The following is a 16,767-nucleotide window of genomic DNA, read 5'->3' on the forward strand; positions in this document are numbered from 1 at the left end:
CCGCTACTGAAAATCGAAGGCGCTGAGCCCGGTCACCATTTCATCAAGACCCAGCGGCCGCGTGAGCGGCGGCTCGGCGCGGGAAATGCAGCCCTGCCGCTCGCACAACCGGCAAGACGGGCCGATCTCCACCGGCTCCCTCATGAGGGCTTCGGACAAAGCCGCCCCATAAACGAGCTGTTCCCTATAGTCGAGGTCGCATCCTAAAAGCAGTGCAGTGCGACGTGGCCTTTCGCTGAAACCCGGCTGCGGTCCTTCAAGCGTGCGCGCGAGCGTCAGGAAAGCTTGCCCGTCCGGCATGACCACCGGCTCAACGAGAATTTGTCCAGGCTGAGCGAAGGCGGCGTGATGGGCAAGTTTCGGACACGCGCCGCCGAAACGGCTTGCAGGAAAACCATAGGTCCCGCCGCGCCTTAAGCGATTGCCCGCGCTGTCCACCTCGATGAGGAAGAACGGGACGCCTGCTTCTTTCTCCCGCGCCAAGGTGATCAGCCGGCTTGCCGCCTGTTCAAAGGAGACGTCGAAACGTGAGCGCAGAACATCGATGTCATAGCGTGCTCGTTCGGCGGCCTTCAGGAATGGCTGATAGGGCATCATCAAGGCGTGGGCGGCATAGCGAGCAAGTTCGAACCGCGCAAGCCGGCGCGCTTCGTCCGAACCCAGCTTCAGCGCCGCCACCTCCGCTGCAATTGCGACCTGCATGCGCATGAGGCACGCCTCGACGGCAATCTCCCGCAACCTGTCCGGCGGCGAGAGACGCTCCGAAACGAAAAGCCGGTGGGAGTGCCGATCGTAACGGCGGCGCCAATTCGGCATTACGGCTGCCGGCAACACCCGGACAGCGATGCCATGCTCGCGCTTCAGCCATGCCTTCAGCGCCCCTGCCAGATCGCCCCCAGAATCCAGAATGTTGCGGAAAGCTTCTGCCTCTTCCTCCAGCGTTGGAAAATAGGGCGTACGCTGCTCGAACGTCTCCCGAACCTCGTCCAGGGGAAGGCGTGTGGCGGAAATTGCCGTGGCTCGTCCTTCTCGCGCCAGCATCTGCGAGAGATCGGAAAGCCTTTCCGCCTGCTCCCGATAGGCCCGATATAGCTTCGCCAATGCGGCTGCCGCATTGGGCGTGGCCTCAACCACTTCCATCAGTTCATGCGGGCCGGGTAGTTCGGCTGACAGGAGCGGATCAGAGAAGACCTCCCGTAGGGCGGCAACCGACGCGCTGCTTTCGCCCTGCAACTCGCCCGGGTCCACCTTGTAGACCTGGGCCAGCTTCAGGATGAGCTGCACGGTCAGCGGACGCTGGTTGCGCTCGATCAGGTTCAGATAGGAAGGCGAGATGCCGAGCCCCTCCGCCATGGCAGCTTGCGTCAGCCCTTTGGCCTTACGGATGCGCCTGATGCGGGGTCCGGCAAAGATCTTCTGTGCAGTCATGGTCGCTGCCTTTTCATCTAACCAGCGCTGCGGCTTCAAGCTATGCATGTGCAAAGGGACAAGAGGAAACGGCCGCACGTCGTTGAGGCTTTACAGTAATTTACAAGTTGCTCGCTTGTCATGCGCATTGACTAACTTTTACAAACTGACAAGGCAAGTTGTGAACGACGAGACAGCCTAACGCTATTCTTCATCAAAAACGCAAGCAGAATCTTGCCAGGCGAGCGGCAGTAGTAAAGTTTGTCATGCGAGCCCGGCGTTCTCGCCGCTTGAAATCTGATTAACGAAGGAGCGGGAAGTGACAGATTTTTACAAGCTTGTTCCCTCAGCACCTGAGGGGCGCTTCGACGGCATTGAGCGGTGCTATACAGCTGAGGATGTGCTGCGCCTGCGGGGCTCCCTTTCCATACGCTATACCCTCGCGGAGGAAGGCGCGAGCCGGTTGTGGAAGCTTCTTCACACCGAAGATTTCGTCAACGCACTTGGCGCCATGACCGGCAACCAGGCCATGCAGATGGTCCGTGCAGGGTTGAAGGCCATTTATCTTTCCGGCTGGCAGGTGGCGGCGGACGCTAATACTGCATCCGCCATGTATCCGGACCAGTCGCTCTATCCTGCCAATGCAGGGCCGGAGCTTGCCCGGCGCATCAACCGCACGCTTCAGCGCGCGGACCAGATCGAAGTGTCGGAGGGTAAGGGGCTATCCGTCGATACATGGTTCGCGCCGATAGTGGCCGACGCAGAGGCCGGCTTTGGCGGGCCGCTCAACGCGTTCGAGATCATGAAGGCCTATATTGAGGCCGGCGCGGCGGGTGTTCACTTCGAGGACCAGCTTGCTTCCGAAAAGAAGTGCGGTCATCTGGGCGGCAAGGTCCTTATCCCCACGGGCGCGCATATCCGCAATCTGACGGCCGCGCGGCTTGCCGCCGACATCATGGGTGTCCCGAGCCTGGTGATCTGCCGCACCGATGCGGAAGCGGCAAAGCTTCTGACCTCCGACGTCGACGAACGGGACCGCCCCTTCGTCGACTATGATGCCGGACGCACGGTGGAAGGCTTCTACCGCGTCCGCAACGGGTTGGAGCCATGCATCGCCCGCGCGGTTGCCTATGCTCCCTATAGCGATCTGATCTGGTGCGAGACGTCAACGCCCGATCTCCATCAGGCAAGGCGTTTTGCCGAGGGGGTGCACCGGCATTTCCCTGGCAAGATGCTCGCTTATAACTGTTCCCCTTCCTTCAATTGGAAGAAGAACCTAGACGATGGGACGATCGCGCGCTTCCAGCGCGAGCTTGGGGCGATGGGCTACAAGTTCCAGTTCATCACACTGGCGGGCTTCCATCAGCTCAACCATGGCATGTTCGAACTCGCGCGCGGCTACCGCGAGCGGCAGATGGCGGCCTATTCGGAACTTCAGGAGGCCGAATTCGCTGCCGAAGCCCATGGCTACACGGCTACCAAGCACCAGCGGGAAGTTGGCACCGGCTATTTCGACGCGGTCGCGACTGCAATCAGCGGCGGCCAGTCCTCCACAACGGCCATGGAGGGCTCCACCGAGCACGACCAGTTCCGGCCGGCCGCAGAGTAAGGCGCAGGCGTGTCGGGCGAAACGGCCCGACCCCTTCGGGGCGCTTGCGCAACGTGAACAAGTCCGAGCATCCTGAACATGGAGCAGTGAAATGGCAGCGATTACCCACGTCAAGGAAAGGGCAGCCGAACAGGCAAGCTCTATGAGCGCCGACCAGCAGGCATTGGTGCGGGTGCTCGCGAACGACCTGCACCGCCTCAACCAGTCGATCATGCAGGCGGTGGAGGCCGGCATCTCCGTCGAGCTTATCCGCTCCGCGCGCCATCATGGCGGCGGCGGAAACTGGGGCGACCTCCTCGTTCCCGTGATCGTGACCAACGGCGCGGGCACGCCGTAGGCAAGCGCGACCTTCCGTGCATTTCAAAGCCCGCGCCCGAAGTAGCGCGGGCTTTTTCGTCGAGTGACGCGCACGGATATGCAGGTTGCAAAGCGTGCTCAAAGGGGAGTATGCTCGTTCTACGGCAACTCTGCATAGAAAACAAAAAGCGCGGATCAAAAGGTCCGGCACTGCAAGAAGAACGGTCGGAAGATGGGAGGAAACTATCTAACCACCAGGGCGAGAGCTCGGGTTATGGCGCGCGCGGAAATGAACTGCGTCCTTGTCGTCGCTCCCTCGCCCATCGACCGTATCGTCATTTCACGGATGACCGAGCGCATTTATCTGAAGCCGATTGCGGTCGGTCCAGAGGAAGCCCTGGACACTTTTTCTGCTCACCAGCCGGCTCTTGTGATCATCGACAAGTCGGTTCGGGACGATTTGCTTGAACCGCTCTTGAGCCAGATTGCGGAACGGCGGCTCGGTTCCGCAGGACGCCTGCCGCGCACTCTAATGATCGGGAAGACCCGCATGCAGGATGAGCTTTCATCCTTTGCCAATGCAGTCGACATGGCGATTGCCAAGCCGATCACGCCGGAAATTCTCCAGCCAGCGATCGAACGCCTGATGGCATAAGGCATCCACGCGCGGACCACGCTAGTAGCGGAGCCGGCAACGGAATGACTTGTCCGCATTGCCCCTTCCATTCGCAAGCGGGCAAAGCTTATATTCAAGGTATCCGACAGCAATCCTGGTGATTGATGCTAGACAAGAAAAAGGAAGCCCGAAACGCCCGAAAGGGTGGGCACAACCGCATACCCGCATTCCTTAAGAATCTGCGTGGAGTAAAGAACTGGAAGGAAGCAGCAACCTGGCTGGAATGGCGAGGCATCGAGGATATTGAATGCATCACGCCCGACCAGGCGGGCGTGGCACGGGGCAAGATGATGCCTTCGAAGAAGTTTACCTCGAACACATCGCTCGCCCTCCCTTCCGCCGTGTTCATGGCTTCCATCTCAGGCGAGTATCCGGAGACGGGCAACGGTTTCACTTACCCGGAGGATGACGGGGACCTGAAGCTCGTGCCCGACCTTGGCACGCTTTGCGTGGTTCCATGGGAGAGCGATCCCACCGCACAGGTGATCTGCGATCTCGTCCATCAGGACGGGCGCGATGTGGAGTTCAGCCCCCGCAACGTGCTGAAGCGGGTGGTAGAGCAATATGCCGAGTATGGGCTAAGGCCCATCGTCGCGCCGGAGATCGAGTTCTATCTGGTGCACAAGAATCCCGACCCTGATTATCCGCTTACCCCGCCCGTTGGTCGTTCGGGCCGGCCCATTGGTGGCGGACAGGGATATTCGATCGCTGGCATCAACGAATTCGACGAATTGATCGACGACATTTACCACTTCTCCGAAAGTCAGGGTCTGGAGATCGACACCCTCATTCACGAAGAGGGCGCGGGGCAGTTGGAGATCAATCTTCGCCATGGCGATCCGGTGGAACTGGCGGACCAGGTGTTTCTTTTCAAGCGCACCATCCGTGAGGCGGCCCTGAAGCACGACACCTATGCCACTTTCATGGCCAAGCCCATCCAGGAGCAGCCCGGCTCGGCGATGCACATCCACCAGTCCATCGTCTCGCTGGAGGACGGAAGGAACGTGTTTTCCGACGAGAATGGCGAAGAAACAGAGATCTTCCACCATTTCATCGGCGGGCTGCAGCGCCATATCCCCAATGCGCTGATCATGCTCGCGCCCTATGTGAACTCCTATAGAAGGCTGACACAGGGCGAGGCCGCCCCGGTCAATACACGCTGGGGCTATGATAACCGGACCACCGCTTTCCGTGTGCCGAGCTCCGATCCTTCGGCAAGGCGGGTGGAGAATCGCATTCCCTCCTCGGACGCAAACCCGTATCTGGCGCTCGCTGCTTCGCTCGCTTGCGGACTTGTGGGAATAATCGAGAAGACCAAGCCCGATACCCCGGCCGAGACAGCCGTCAATAAGGATCTCATTGAACTGCCGCGCGGCCTTCTGGAAGCGCTTGCTCTGTTCGAGACAGATACTGCTCTGCAGGATCTCCTCGGCAGGCGTTTCGCGAGCACCTATGCAGCGGTAAAACGGGTGGAGTTCGAGACCTTCATGCGTGTGATCAGCCCGTGGGAGAGGGAATATCTGCTGCTGAATGTCTGAAGCGGGAAAAGGAGCTGCGCTTTTCACCGATTCTCTGACTTGAAGCAGCGAGCTGCGTGATCATAAGACCGTGCCTCTCCTGAGGAGGCTTGGTCCACCCAAGCTTTTTCATTACTCATTTATTATTCGTTCTGCCCATGCCGCATCGACCGCTCATTTCTCCCGGCAGATCCTGGTACGAGACCACAGCCGGCGCGCGGCCGGAATACCCGCAGCTCTCCGGTGACACGCGGGTGGACGTGGCGATCGTGGGGGGAGGATTTACCGGCCTTTCGGCTGCCGCGCATCTTGCACAGACGGGCGCAAGCGTGGCCCTGGTGGACGCGAACCGTTTCGGCGAGGGGGCGTCGGGCCGGAATGGCGGTCAACTCGGCACCGGTCAGCGCGCCTGGCCGGAGGAGCTGGAAGCGGAACTTGGATTCAGCCGCGCAAAGGCGCTGTTCGATCTTGGCGAGGAAGCCAAGCAACACCTGCTCGATTTCGCTGTTACGCATGGAATCGACATCGACTACATGCCGGGTCAGCTTTCGGTTGCCCACAAGGAGCGTTTGGTTAGCCATTACCGCGCTCATGCTGATATCATGCGGCACCGGTTTGACTATCCGCACATCACGTTCATGGATAGGGAAGAGACGGCGGAGCGGTTGGGGTCCGCTCGCTATTTCGGCGGCACGCGCGATACGGGCACCGGTCACATCCACCCGCTCAAGCTCGTTCTGGGCACGGCGCGGGTCGCCGCAGAGGCCGGCGCAAGGCTTCACGAACGTACAAAGGCAATACTGATCGAGGCGGATGGCGGCAAAGTGCGGGTGACGACCGGCCGGGGCACGATTTCAGCTGACAAATGCCTCATCGCCACCAACGCGTATGGCGGGCGGCTGGAGCCCACCATGGCATCTCATCTTATGCCCATCGGTTCTTTCATCGGCGCGACAGTGCCTCTACCGGCTGAAAGTCCGGTATTACCCGGCGGCGAGAGCGTAGACGATTCGCGTTTCGTGGTGCGCTATTTTCGCAAGACTATGGATGGGAGGCTTCTTTTCGGCGGGCGGGAAGTCTATTCCAGAGCCGATCCAAAGGATATCAAGGCGCAGATCCGGCGACAGATCGTGGAAGTCTATCCTTTCCTGAGCGAGGTGGAGATCACCCACGCCTGGGGCGGATATGTTGCGATCACTTTCCCCCGCCGGCCCTTCGTGCGCGAGGTGATGCCCAATGTGATCGCCGCGGGCGGCTATTCAGGCCATGGTGTCATGCTCGCCAATTTCATGGGGAAGCTCTATGCGGAAACAGTTTCTGGCAACCGCGAGCGGCTGAAGCTTTTCGAGGACTTGAAGATACCAGTATTTCCAGGCGGGCAGCTATTCCGTCACGCGCTCACCTTCCTTGCGCTCAACTGGTTTGCGCTCCGGGACCGGTTTTAATGGAAGGGCAGCCCCCGTCCCGATTCCGGACACACCGCCACACCGCCTATCAGCCGAGTTCGATCGACCGCTTCCGGGCCGCTTCGACCGCCTCTTCCATGAGCTTCATAAGCCGCGACTCGCCCATCAGAACGGATAAAGCGGCCGCCGTTGTCCCGTTGGGGCTCGTCACTTGCTCTCGCAGCGCGCCAGGTTCCTCGCCGCTTTTCTGCGCAAGAGCGGCTGCGCCATAGACTGTCTGCACCGCAAGGAGGCGGGCGATCTTTGATGGCAGGCCGGCCTTTTCCGCGGCAGCGGTGAGGCATTCGATGAAGTGGAAGACATATGCCGGGCCGGAGCCCGATACTGCCGTTACCGCATCCATCAGCGCCTCGTCTTCGATGGTCGCCACCGCGCCTGTCGCGCTGCAGAGTCCCTCTATGAATACCTTCATTTCGGGCGCTACATGAGCGTTGGCATAGATCACCATCATGCCCTTGCCTATGGAGGCGGGAGTGTTGGGCATGCAGCGAATGATGGCGGTTCTCGAACCGAGAATTTCCTCGAAGGTGGACACACCTGTCCCAGCAGCCACGCTCAGGAATGAGGCGGCAGGCGCGAATTTCCTGTAGGCAGGCACGACGTCGCGGATTATCTGCGGCTTGACAGCAAAGACGACCAGATCGGGGCGCAGTACAAGCTCCTTTACCTGGCTGAGCGCCGTCACGCCGAGTGCAGCCGCACGCGTGCGAAGGGCCTCGTCCGGCTCTATCACCGCCATGTCTGCCGCTGAGAGCCTGCCGGCCTTGATCCAGCCCTTCAGCATGGCGTAACCCATATTGCCGCAGCCGACGAGTACGACTTTCTTGCTCATGAGTGACTCCTTTTACGCAGGAATGGCGCTTTTACGGGCTTCTTGCAATCGCCTTCAGAACACGCGCCTGGTCAGAACGGGAAAGCGCGCTGCCAGTCTCAGCCCGAGGAGGGAGAACACCAGGAGAAGCCAAACAGGGTCCGCCCGGCGGAAAAAGAAGCTTTCAAGGAAAGCGTTGAGCAGCGTGAAGGCGGCGATCATAAGGAAGAATTCGGCCAGAAAGACATTCTCCTTCAAGAGCGGCACTCGCAGGAAGTCTCGCACGGGCGCCACGATGAAGGCGAAGATGGCAACCGCCAGCGCAGGGAGGCCCATGGCAATGGCAAGGTCCATATAGCTGTTGTGGCCGTGTACGATGCCGCGAATGTCCCAGTCGCGGTCGAAAGGCTGCTCGGTCTGCGTCACGACCTCCGTGCCCCAGAAGCTGGAAAAGCCATAGCCGGTCCAGGGTCTTTCCGCCAGCATCTCGCCCATGAACTTCCAAAGCGCCGTGCGTCCGGTGTAGGTCAGATGCGGGGCAACCTCGCCGCGAAGCGCGGAAAGCGGCTCGATGAACACGATGCCGAGGGTGGCTAGTGCTGCGCCGGCAAGTGCAGCAAGCAGAAGCATCGGGGCAAGGAAGCGAAGGCCGCACAGTCCAGGCAACGCTACCAGGAGGACGGCTAGGGGAACCGTCCCGAGCGTCGTCTTGGAGCCAGTGTTCGACATGAACACCATGGCGAGAATGAAGATCAGCGCGCCGCAGATGCGCCACCCCCGCCGCCAGAGATAAATGCCGGCGAACGAAAGGCAGGCCATCACGGGCGCGGCAATGTTCTTGTGCGAGAAGCTGCCCCGCCACAGGCCGGCATGCTGCGGCTCGAGTCCATCGGAGCCATGGATTGCAACATGCGGCATTGCCAGGATGCCATAATAGCTGAAGGCCAGGATGACCAATGCAGCGGCCGCCAGCATGGCCGAGAAGCGCTCCGCATCCGCTGGAAGAGCCAGCACCGCCGCCATGATCAGGATGCCGATGAGGGTGAAGGCCGCTCCGCGCATGGAATCGCCCGGAAAGGGGGCCGTCAGGACGGAAAGAGCGAGGAAAGTCAAAAGGAGCAGCCACGCCGGACTCAACATGGCAGCGACCACACGTCGGTCTGCCAATGTGAAGAGCCCGAAAAGTGACAGCGCGCCCAGCGTTCCAAAGCCAAGCTGGTTGAGAATGTCGCCCCCTTCTTCCAACGCGCCGCCGGTCGGCTGGAACGGGCGGAAAGAAATGATGGCGCCAATGAATAATATTGCGGCAAGCGCCGTCGCGAATCGTGCCATGGTTTCCTGAAGGGCCCGCCCCGCAGCAGGTCTGCGATCAGTTCTTGTCAGGTTCGCGATATTGCTCATTGGCATAGCCCAGTTCCGCCAGCACTCTGCCAAGCCCCACATACACCGGATAGGCAGCGACGGAGAAGGAGCCCGTTGCGGCGAGCCGGTATGCCCCTCGAAGTGGGGATAGGGCAAGCAGCGCCAGGCTTTTGGCGAACACGCGAATCCTTCCCAGCCGGTCTCCTGCTCGCTTCTTCTTCTCAACCAGCGTGGAGATCACCCCGTTGCGCAGGCTGCGCTTGCGGATCCAGTCTGCTTTTACGCGGCGCGCAGGCACCGTCTCGTGAACCGGCGCTTCGGCGCACCAGGCGAGGCGGAAGCCCTTTCCTGCCGCGCGGCTGAGGAAATCAGAGTCCCCGCCACCCATGAAGTTGAATGCGAGGTCCAGGAACGGTCGGTCCATCCTTTCGAGGACCTGCCGCCCGATGAGCAGATTGCCGGAGGAGTAAAGCGCGCTCACACGCCCCGTTTCCTCGTATGGAGGGCTGAATACGGGGTGGCTGCGGAAACGTTCATGCGAGGGATGGGCGAACACCGGGATCTGGGGACCGCCTACAATGTCGGCGCGAAAAGACTCCGCGGCCTTGCACATTGTCTCCAGCCAGATCGGCGAGGCGATCTCATCGTCATCCATGACGAGCAGGTACTTGAAATCCGGAAACACCTCCAGTGCCGTCTGCCAGCCCGCATTGTACGCAGCGCAATTTCCCCTTTCATGAGCCACGATGACAAGGCCGGCGAGCTCACCGCGCTCGAACAAGGGCAAAGCCGCCGCCGCGCCCTCGCGTTTGACCGCTTCGTTCTCGACCACGATGATTGCGTAGGAGCGATCCGTTTCCTGCGCAGCGAGCGATTCGAGCGTTTCCACAAGGTGACGGGGCCGCTTGAATGTGGGCACAGTCACCACACACTCCACCACGTCCGCCGCAACTTCCGGCGCGCTCGTGAGAATGGAAACCGATCCGGATTCAAGTCGTGTCGTCAAGGGTGCCCCGCCGTCTGCCTCTGCGCAGAGGACTAGACCCCGCGCAGATTAAACCTGCGTTAATCACCTTGCGCATCGATCGAATCCGTGACCGGGACGGCAGGAAATCAGAAACGGTTTTAATCAACGCTTCACGACCGTGAAGCTATAGCCCATCCGTCAGGTGGGCAGAATGCATCTTGTTTTCGCAACATCCATCCTACCCGGCGGGCGGATGGATACGGGCTATGAAATTGCCAACGCGGCAGTGCTTGGCGCATTGAAGCGCGCTGGCGCGCGCGTCACGGTAATGGGCTTCGCGGGGCCCGGGGAGGAGCCGCCAGATCCGAAGAATACCGTCGTGCTCGGCCATGTCGAGGTGACGACAGATGGTGCACCTGCAGCGCGAAAGTTGCGCTGGCTTGCTGATGCGCTACGCTTTGGTCTCACCTTTTCCTCCGCGAAGCTGCGCATCATCACGCCGGAAGAAGTGCGCAAGGCTTTTCTAGCGATCGGGCCGGTGGATGGCGTCATCCTCAACTCCATACAGTTTGCAGGCGCGTTCGGGCAGGTCTTTGCCGGGTGTCCGATAGCTTATGTCGCACATAATGTGGAATATCGCTCTGCGGAGGAGAGCGCCGTTGCATCGCCCGATATGGTGAGCCGATTGCTCTACCGCCGGGAGGCGCGCCTGTTGAAGAAGCTTGAGGAGAAGCTTTGCGCCGAAGCGTGCTTTATCTTCACCCTTGCCAACGAGGACCGGGGTCTGCTCGGCCTTACCGATGACAGCCGCGCCGCCGCCCTTCCGCTTGTAACGCGGGAATGGCCACCCGCCCCGACCGCGCGTAAGCCGGAGTTTGACGCCGTTCTCATCGGCACCTGGACGTGGATGCCGAACCGAATCGGTCTTGAATGGTTTCTAGCCGAGGTCGTGCCGCTCCTTCCGCCTTCGTTCACCGTCGCAATTGCCGGCCGCGTGAGCGAAAGCGTGGCACGCGCACATCCGCGGGTGCGCTTTTTGGGCCGTGTTGAAAGCGCGGCCGATTTCATGCGGAGAGGACGTGTAACTTCCCTTATAAGTCAAGCAGGCACCGGCGTTCAGCTCAAGACGATCGAGACCTTCGAGTTGGGACTGCCCGCGGTGGCGACCAGCCATTCGTTGCGTGGCATCACCCATTTGCCAGAAAATTGCATCGTGGCCGATACGCCGCGCGCCTTTGCCAACGCCCTGCAACGATTAGCGTCAGAGTGGTGGGACGTGAACGGCGCAGCATTCCATAGCAGACAACTTGCTGCTCTGGACCGGCAGATCGCCCGGGGGCTTGCCGCCCTTGGCCATAAGGCGGCGGCGGAGGGCGTCGCATGAACATGGATATAGCGCCAGACACGCTGCCAACCTTGCCAAGGAGGGAAATTCTCGGCTCTTGCGTCATTGCTCTTGAATGGGACGAGGGATTGCGCCTCCTGCAACGGCACATCGCGGAGAAGCGCTTTACGAGAGTTACCTTCCTCAACGCCAACAATGCCAACATCGCTGCGCGCGAGCCAGAATTTGCGCGTGCGCTGGAAGATTTTCTCGTCTTGCCAGACGGCATCGGTGTGGATATTGCCGCACGGATCCTCTACGGGTCGCCATTCCCAGCCAATCTGAACGGCACGGACTTCATTCCCGCTCTGCTTGCTGAGGAAAAGCGGCCGCTCAAGGTGGCGCTCGTCGGTACTCGGCGCGCAAACGCAGAGGCGGCGGCCTTGCGATTGTCAGAGATAGCGCCACATCACAGTTTCGTCTTCATCAATGACGGCTTCTTTACGCCAGAGGAAGAGCCGGCCATTCTGAGCGAGCTTGAAAGGCTACATCCTGACATTCTTCTGGTTGCCATGGGCGTTCCACGGCAAGAGCTGTGGATTGCACGCTCGATCACCGAGAAGCATTGTACCATGCCCATAGCCGTGGGTGCTTTGCTCGATTTTCTGAGCGGTGCGGTTCCACGCGCGCCACGCTGGATGAGGCGGATGCGCATCGAATGGGTCTTCCGCCTCGCGCTGGAGCCCAAGCGCCTCTGGCGCCGCTACGTGCTTGGGAACCCGATTTTTCTTGCCCGCGTCCTGATTCAGAAATTGCAGCACCGGTGGAAGCAGCCGTGAGCGGTGCCCTGTCTATCAAGACACAGGTGAGGGATTCAACTTTCTCCGGTAGTGGAGAGAACGCCGCCATTGTCACTCCCAGCTATGCGGAAGATTTCGAGCGTTGCGAGCTTCTATGCGAGACGGTGGACCGCTACGTCACCGGCGCGAGCAAGCACTATATTCTCGTCGCAGGCAACGATGTCAGGCGTTTCCGCGCCCTCGAAGGTACGCGCCGCGTCGTGGTCGACGAGCGCGATCTTCTGCCTTCCTTCCTCCACAGCCTGCCGGACCCTTTGAGCCTGTTTCGCCGCCGTATCTGGATGAGCACGCGGACCGCGCCTTTGCGCGGCTGGCATGTACAGCAGCTCCGCCGCATTGCGGTCGCGGAAAAAGTGCCGGAAGCGGCACTGGTATATTGCGATTCAGATGTAGCCTTCCTCAAGCCTTTCGACCTTTCCGCATTTTGGCGGGACGGCGCGCTGCGGCTTTACCGGCGCGATGGATTGCCGGCCGGTGACGATCATGCCGAGTGGGTGGCAAATGCCGGTCGTGCGCTGGGCCTGCCCACCTCGCCGACCATGCCAAGGGACTACGTCTCCACCGTCATTGCCTGGCGGCGCGAGACGGTCGTTTCGATGATCCGCCACATCGAATCTTGCCATGACCGCCACTGGGTGGAAACCGTCGCCGCGCGGCGGCGATTCTCCGAATGCATGCTTTATGGCCGCTATGTGGACGAGGTGCTGGCCGGATACGGTCATTTCCACGATGCGTCCCAATTCTGCCGCATCTACTGGTCCGGCCCTGGCCTGGATGAGCGGGGATTGCGTGACCTTATCGCCTCGATGCAGCCGGAACAGGTTGCCATCGGTGTCCAATCATTCACCGGCACGGACCTTGAGCCACTGCGCCGCCTGCTGGGCTAGACCCTCCTGGCAGGCATGCCGAGGGCGCTGTAGGTCAGCATCAGCGAAATCAGGTAAAGGCCCGCAAACACTCCATTGAGCCGCAAAACGATGTCCTCCGCTGCGCCATACGCTTGCAGAACGTGGGAAAGCAGCACAGCCTTGGCGCCAGCCAATAGCAGCAGGTTGACGGCACGGATGAAGGTTTGACCGCGCGCGAACAGAAGTTCGGCATGATACTCAACGATATTGCGCAGGCCCGGCACAAAAAGCGCAAGAAGAACGAGCGGCGCCGCCTCGGCAACATTGGTTCCCAGCAGCGTGGGGAAGAAGCGCAGGAGAATCGCCAGGGCCAGAATCGCCAGCGTTGACACCGCAAAAATCCCTACCTCGACGCCAAGCCGCCGCATGAGCCGGGCAAGCAGGTCGGGGCTGCGCATCATCTTTTGCACAAGGAGCATGGAGAAGGTTCGGACGGGGATGGCCGTCAGGTCCACGAGGCGCATGATGATGGCGTAGATACCTGCCAGTTTGGCCCCGCCGAGTGCCAGTACCAAAAGCTTGTCGAGCTCCATCTGGAGATAGAAGAGCACTTCGGCGCTGGCAACATAGACTGCGTCGGCCAAGCGTCTCACGTAGAGCTTTGGCTTTAACCGCAGCCGCGAGCGGGGGTAGAAGAAAATGACCGCGATGCCGAGCGACAGCGCATTGGCCGCCAGGTAAAACAAGGTCCAGGTCAAGAGGTCGCGCACAGCCAGCGAAGCGAAAAGCGCTGCTGCAAGGGCACGGATGGCAGTGCCGAGGATGACGAGGAAAGCGCCATGACCAAAGCGGTTAAGGCCGTTGTTGACGATAATGACGGCCTCTGCTGGCCGCCACAACAGCGCCTCTGCCGCGACCACAAGAGCGAAAGCGCCCCATGCCATCTCGGCCTTGAAGAAGAGGTGATAGACGGCAAAGCTTGCGAGCGCCAGGATGGGCAGGGAAATGACCGCCGCCAGCAGGGACCCAGCCGTATAGGTGCCGATGAGAAGCGGTTTCACCGTTGCGACGCGATAAAGCGGCGCTATGAAACCGAAGGCCAGGATCCGTGACAGCATCACGCCGGCAGCCGAGGCTGTTGCGAACAGGCCGAAATCGGCTATCGGCAGAGCATTGGCCAGAACCACGAAATAAAGAAGGGAAAAGACGAGCCTGCCCGCCGAACCGCTGACGGCCGCCAGGTAGTCGCGCAGAATTTCCTGCTTCTCGCCGATGAGTGCCGTTAGTGAGATTGCCCTTTTCCCCTCAGCCTACGGTCCTGCCGCCTAACACGATCGGTTGCCTTGCCCCGATACCCCAGATTTCATCCGCCTCAGTTCGTCCCGATGAACGCGCAGCGTGGTGATGCTTTCTGGCAGGGAAAGCTTAACCTGCGGTTCTTCGCGCAGTATTTGCTCGCCTTAACCCTTTGTTACCCTTATTTTCTTTAGTCTAGGACAATAATGGTGCGCGGCTTCCCGCGGGCCGGTGCAGCGGTTGCAAGCGATGTTCGAACCTCCTTCGAAGGATTGGAAAAACCGGTCCCTTTTGTCTTTAGTGGATAGTAAAGGTGATGCTGACCGCGAGACCTCTCTTTTGAAAAAGCGGCCGGAACACAATCCCCCAGCGCAGCTTGCTGTAACAAGCGAAGCATCGAATCCTTCAGATACTCGCTCATCCTCAGCCCCGATTCCGCTATTCTCGCGGCTCAAACGGCGCCTATCCTCTCATCGGGAGGATGCCCGCGGGGATGCAACGGCGGGCGAAAGGGCGATCGCCGACCAAACAAGTGCAACTCCAAACGGCAAGCCGCTACGGCGCCACAAGGAGGAGTTTCGGCAACCATTGCCCTCCGAACCTGCGCGGATTGATGCAAACCCCTATTGGCAGCCTCTTATCAATCCGGTGCGGGTCATCAACGGCATATTGGCGGCGCGGCGGCTCATCGCCGCCACCACCGTGCTTGGAGCTTTGGCGGGCGTTCTGGTTGCTCTGGCCACACCGAAGCATTATTATGCGGCAACGGACATCCTCTTCGACCCTCGCAGCCTGCAGCTTTCCGACCGAGACCTGACCAGCGGCAACCTGCCTTCGGACGCCACTCTTGCGTTGATTGAAAACCAGGTGAGCATCATCACCTCGGGGCCGGTGCTCAACCGCGTCGTGCAGAAACTCAATCTCGCACAAAACCCGGAATTTAACGGACAGGGCGGCAGTATTCTTGGAATGCTTCTTAGTCCGCGGGCGCTTTTCTCCTTAGGGGGCGGTTCCGCCAGCGAGGAGACACGCCACGCATTGGCCGTCCAGAATCTGGCCAAGAAGCTGAATGTGTCGCGCAACGAGCGGACCTTCATCATTCACCTCGGCGCCAGCACAGAGGACGCCGAGAGGTCGGCGCTGATCGCCAACACAACGGCCGAAGTCTACCTTGCGCAGGCGGGCACCATTCTGCAGCGCACCGCGAACCAAGCCGCCACGGAACTAACCCAGCGCCTGGACGAATTGCGGGCGGAGGTCGAAGCGGCAGAGCGGGCAGTGGCTGACTTCAAGGCGGAGCACGGAATTGTCGATGCTCAGGGGCGCCTAATTACCGATGATGAGATGGTCAGGCTGAACGATCAGCTTGCTACTGCCCGAGCGCGCACCGCAGAGCTGAACGCCCGCGCCGCCTCGGCGCGGCAAATCAACGTGGACGACATTCTGGGCGGCACGCTACCGGAGCAGGTATCCTCGCCCGTAATGACGGAGCTTCTGGCCCAGTATGCCGGCCTGAGGCGAGAGGCGGATCGTGGCGCCACCCGTCTTGGCCCCCGCCATCCCGACTATCAGGCGGCACAGGCAGAGCTTTCCGGGGTACGCCAGGCCATGGCGGACGAACTCCGGCGCGTTTCCGCATCCATACAGGTTGAACTGCAGCGCGCGGTCCAGCTTGAACAGGAACTGGCCTCCCGCCTGGCCCGCCTCAAGCTGGAGAAGGGGGAGCTTGAGAGCCAGCAGGTCACGCTGCGCGAACTGGAGCGCGAGGCTGCGGCACGCAGGGCGGTCTACGAAGCTTTCCTGGTGCGCGCCCGCGACACTGGAGAGCAGCAGACCATGAACACGGCCAACGCAACGGTAATTTCCGAGGCTTATCCGCCGCTCCTGCCTTCCGGGCCAAGCCGCGCCTCCATTGCGATAGCGGGCGCTATCTTGGGCCTGCTATCCGGGATCTCCATCGGCGCTGCTCGTGGCGCCTGGGCAAGCCTGCGTGAGAACACGCGCAAGTCTCCGCCCGCGCCAAAGCCGCCTTCACCCGGAACGCGCCGGCAAGATTTGATCGCCATGAACAGGCGCAAGGAACGGCACGGACAGCCCCATGGCGAGGTTCATTCCCTGCCGGCCGCAGGCAGCAGCAGCCGCTTGAATCGCAACTCTTCAACCCGCACGGATAGAGGGCAGCAGCTCAATCGGTCTCAGACGGAGATGGGTGTGCTTTCTTCCTCTCTGGAGATGATACGCAAGGATCTTCGCTCCGTTCGACAGGAGATTGATGCGCTTGCGAAAGACCGGTCCCGCCGCCGCTGGGCCTCATTTGACTGAATATG

The 16,767-nt window shown here is 60.7% G+C and carries 14 protein-coding genes; 9 read left to right on the forward strand and 5 right to left on the reverse strand.

Annotated features, from left to right (window positions below):
- Positions 1-3: 3 nt before the first annotated feature.
- Positions 4-1,428, reverse strand: coding sequence for an XRE family transcriptional regulator (locus HUS57_RS15965; RefSeq protein ID WP_173934871.1), 1,425 nt, complete (start codon positions 1,426-1,428; stop codon positions 4-6).
- A gap of 298 nt (positions 1,429-1,726) precedes the next feature.
- Here HUS57_RS15965 and aceA point away from each other — a divergent pair, with 298 nt between their 5' ends.
- The 5 genes from aceA (at position 1,727) to HUS57_RS15990 (ending at position 6,951) form a co-directional block, all read left to right on the forward strand.
- On the forward strand, positions 1,727-3,016 hold the full coding sequence (gene aceA / locus HUS57_RS15970; RefSeq protein WP_173934872.1) for an isocitrate lyase: 1,290 nt from the start codon (positions 1,727-1,729) through the stop codon (positions 3,014-3,016).
- 91 nt (positions 3,017-3,107) lie between these two features.
- Positions 3,108-3,353, forward strand: coding sequence for a hypothetical protein (locus HUS57_RS15975; RefSeq protein WP_173934873.1), 246 nt, complete (start codon positions 3,108-3,110; stop codon positions 3,351-3,353).
- 249 nt (positions 3,354-3,602) lie between these two features.
- The gene (locus HUS57_RS15980; RefSeq protein WP_173934874.1) at positions 3,603-3,968 is read left to right on the forward strand and encodes a response regulator; all 366 of its coding nucleotides are present in this window, start codon (positions 3,603-3,605) and stop codon (positions 3,966-3,968) included.
- Between the two features lie 125 nt (positions 3,969-4,093).
- Entirely contained in the window at positions 4,094-5,527 is a 1,434-nt protein-coding gene (locus HUS57_RS15985; RefSeq protein ID WP_173934875.1) for a glutamine synthetase family protein, read from the forward strand.
- A gap of 137 nt (positions 5,528-5,664) precedes the next feature.
- A complete protein-coding gene (locus tag HUS57_RS15990; protein ID WP_173934876.1) occupies positions 5,665-6,951 on the forward strand; it encodes an FAD-binding oxidoreductase in 1,287 nt (428 codons plus the stop codon).
- A gap of 49 nt (positions 6,952-7,000) precedes the next feature.
- On the opposite strand, the gene proC is transcribed toward HUS57_RS15990, so the two are convergent.
- Genes proC through HUS57_RS16005 form a run of 3 tightly spaced genes read right to left on the reverse strand, consistent with a single transcriptional unit; the run spans position 7,001 to position 10,151 of the window.
- Positions 7,001-7,804, reverse strand: a complete 804-nt coding sequence (gene proC, locus HUS57_RS15995; protein WP_173934877.1) for a pyrroline-5-carboxylate reductase — start codon at positions 7,802-7,804, stop codon at positions 7,001-7,003.
- 54 nt (positions 7,805-7,858) lie between these two features.
- Positions 7,859-9,115, reverse strand: a complete 1,257-nt coding sequence (locus HUS57_RS16000; protein ID WP_348640575.1) for an O-antigen ligase — start codon at positions 9,113-9,115, stop codon at positions 7,859-7,861.
- A gap of 37 nt (positions 9,116-9,152) precedes the next feature.
- On the reverse strand, positions 9,153-10,151 hold the full coding sequence (locus HUS57_RS16005) for a glycosyltransferase (RefSeq protein WP_246727900.1): 999 nt from the start codon (positions 10,149-10,151) through the stop codon (positions 9,153-9,155).
- Positions 10,152-10,323: 172 nt separating this feature from the next.
- Here HUS57_RS16005 and HUS57_RS16010 point away from each other — a divergent pair, with 172 nt between their 5' ends.
- From HUS57_RS16010 to HUS57_RS16020, 3 genes are read left to right on the forward strand one after another with little or no spacing between them, the layout of a single operon-like run.
- On the forward strand, positions 10,324-11,496 hold the full coding sequence (locus HUS57_RS16010; protein WP_173934879.1) for a glycosyltransferase family 4 protein: 1,173 nt from the start codon (positions 10,324-10,326) through the stop codon (positions 11,494-11,496).
- Positions 11,493-12,275: a WecB/TagA/CpsF family glycosyltransferase gene (locus tag HUS57_RS16015; protein ID WP_173934880.1), complete on the forward strand. Its 783-nt coding sequence runs from the start codon at positions 11,493-11,495 to the stop codon at positions 12,273-12,275. Before HUS57_RS16010 ends, HUS57_RS16015 begins: the two co-directional genes overlap by 4 nt.
- Before the next feature lie 8 nt (positions 12,276-12,283).
- A complete protein-coding gene (locus HUS57_RS16020; RefSeq protein ID WP_173935232.1) occupies positions 12,284-13,183 on the forward strand; it encodes a DUF6492 family protein in 900 nt (299 codons plus the stop codon).
- Here HUS57_RS16020 and HUS57_RS16025 read toward each other — a convergent pair.
- Positions 13,180-14,262 carry a lipopolysaccharide biosynthesis protein gene (locus HUS57_RS16025; RefSeq protein ID WP_246727901.1) on the reverse strand — a complete coding sequence of 361 codons (1,083 nt, stop codon included), beginning with the start codon at positions 14,260-14,262 and terminating at the stop codon, positions 13,180-13,182. The two genes, HUS57_RS16020 and HUS57_RS16025, sit on opposite strands and share 4 nt — an antisense overlap.
- Before the next feature lie 766 nt (positions 14,263-15,028).
- On the opposite strand from HUS57_RS16025, the gene HUS57_RS16030 reads away from it, so the two are divergent.
- Positions 15,029-16,762 carry a GumC family protein gene (locus HUS57_RS16030; RefSeq protein ID WP_246727902.1) on the forward strand — a complete coding sequence of 578 codons (1,734 nt, stop codon included), beginning with the start codon at positions 15,029-15,031 and terminating at the stop codon, positions 16,760-16,762.
- Positions 16,763-16,767: the final 5 nt, after the last annotated feature.

The organism is Chelativorans sp. Marseille-P2723 (assembly GCF_902809845.1).
In the GTDB taxonomy this organism is placed as follows: domain Bacteria; phylum Pseudomonadota; class Alphaproteobacteria; order Rhizobiales; family Rhizobiaceae; genus Chelativorans.

Coding starts and splice junctions, on each gene's coding strand:
- HUS57_RS15965 (WP_173934871.1), bottom strand. CDS start 1,428: ATGACTGCACAGAAGATCTTTGCCGGACCCCGCATCAGGCGCATCCGT.
- HUS57_RS15975 (WP_173934873.1), top strand. CDS start 3,108: ATGGCAGCGATTACCCACGTCAAGGAAAGGGCAGCCGAACAGGCAAGC.
- HUS57_RS15980 (WP_173934874.1), top strand. CDS start 3,603: ATGAACTGCGTCCTTGTCGTCGCTCCCTCGCCCATCGACCGTATCGTC.
- HUS57_RS15985 (WP_173934875.1), top strand. CDS start 4,094: ATGCTAGACAAGAAAAAGGAAGCCCGAAACGCCCGAAAGGGTGGGCAC.
- HUS57_RS15990 (WP_173934876.1), top strand. CDS start 5,665: ATGCCGCATCGACCGCTCATTTCTCCCGGCAGATCCTGGTACGAGACC.
- proC (WP_173934877.1), bottom strand. CDS start 7,804: ATGAGCAAGAAAGTCGTACTCGTCGGCTGCGGCAATATGGGTTACGCC.
- HUS57_RS16000 (WP_348640575.1), bottom strand. CDS start 9,115: ATGGCACGATTCGCGACGGCGCTTGCCGCAATATTATTCATTGGCGCC.
- HUS57_RS16010 (WP_173934879.1), top strand. CDS start 10,324: ATGCATCTTGTTTTCGCAACATCCATCCTACCCGGCGGGCGGATGGAT.
- HUS57_RS16015 (WP_173934880.1), top strand. CDS start 11,493: ATGAACATGGATATAGCGCCAGACACGCTGCCAACCTTGCCAAGGAGG.
- HUS57_RS16025 (WP_246727901.1), bottom strand. CDS start 14,262: ATGCTGTCACGGATCCTGGCCTTCGGTTTCATAGCGCCGCTTTATCGC.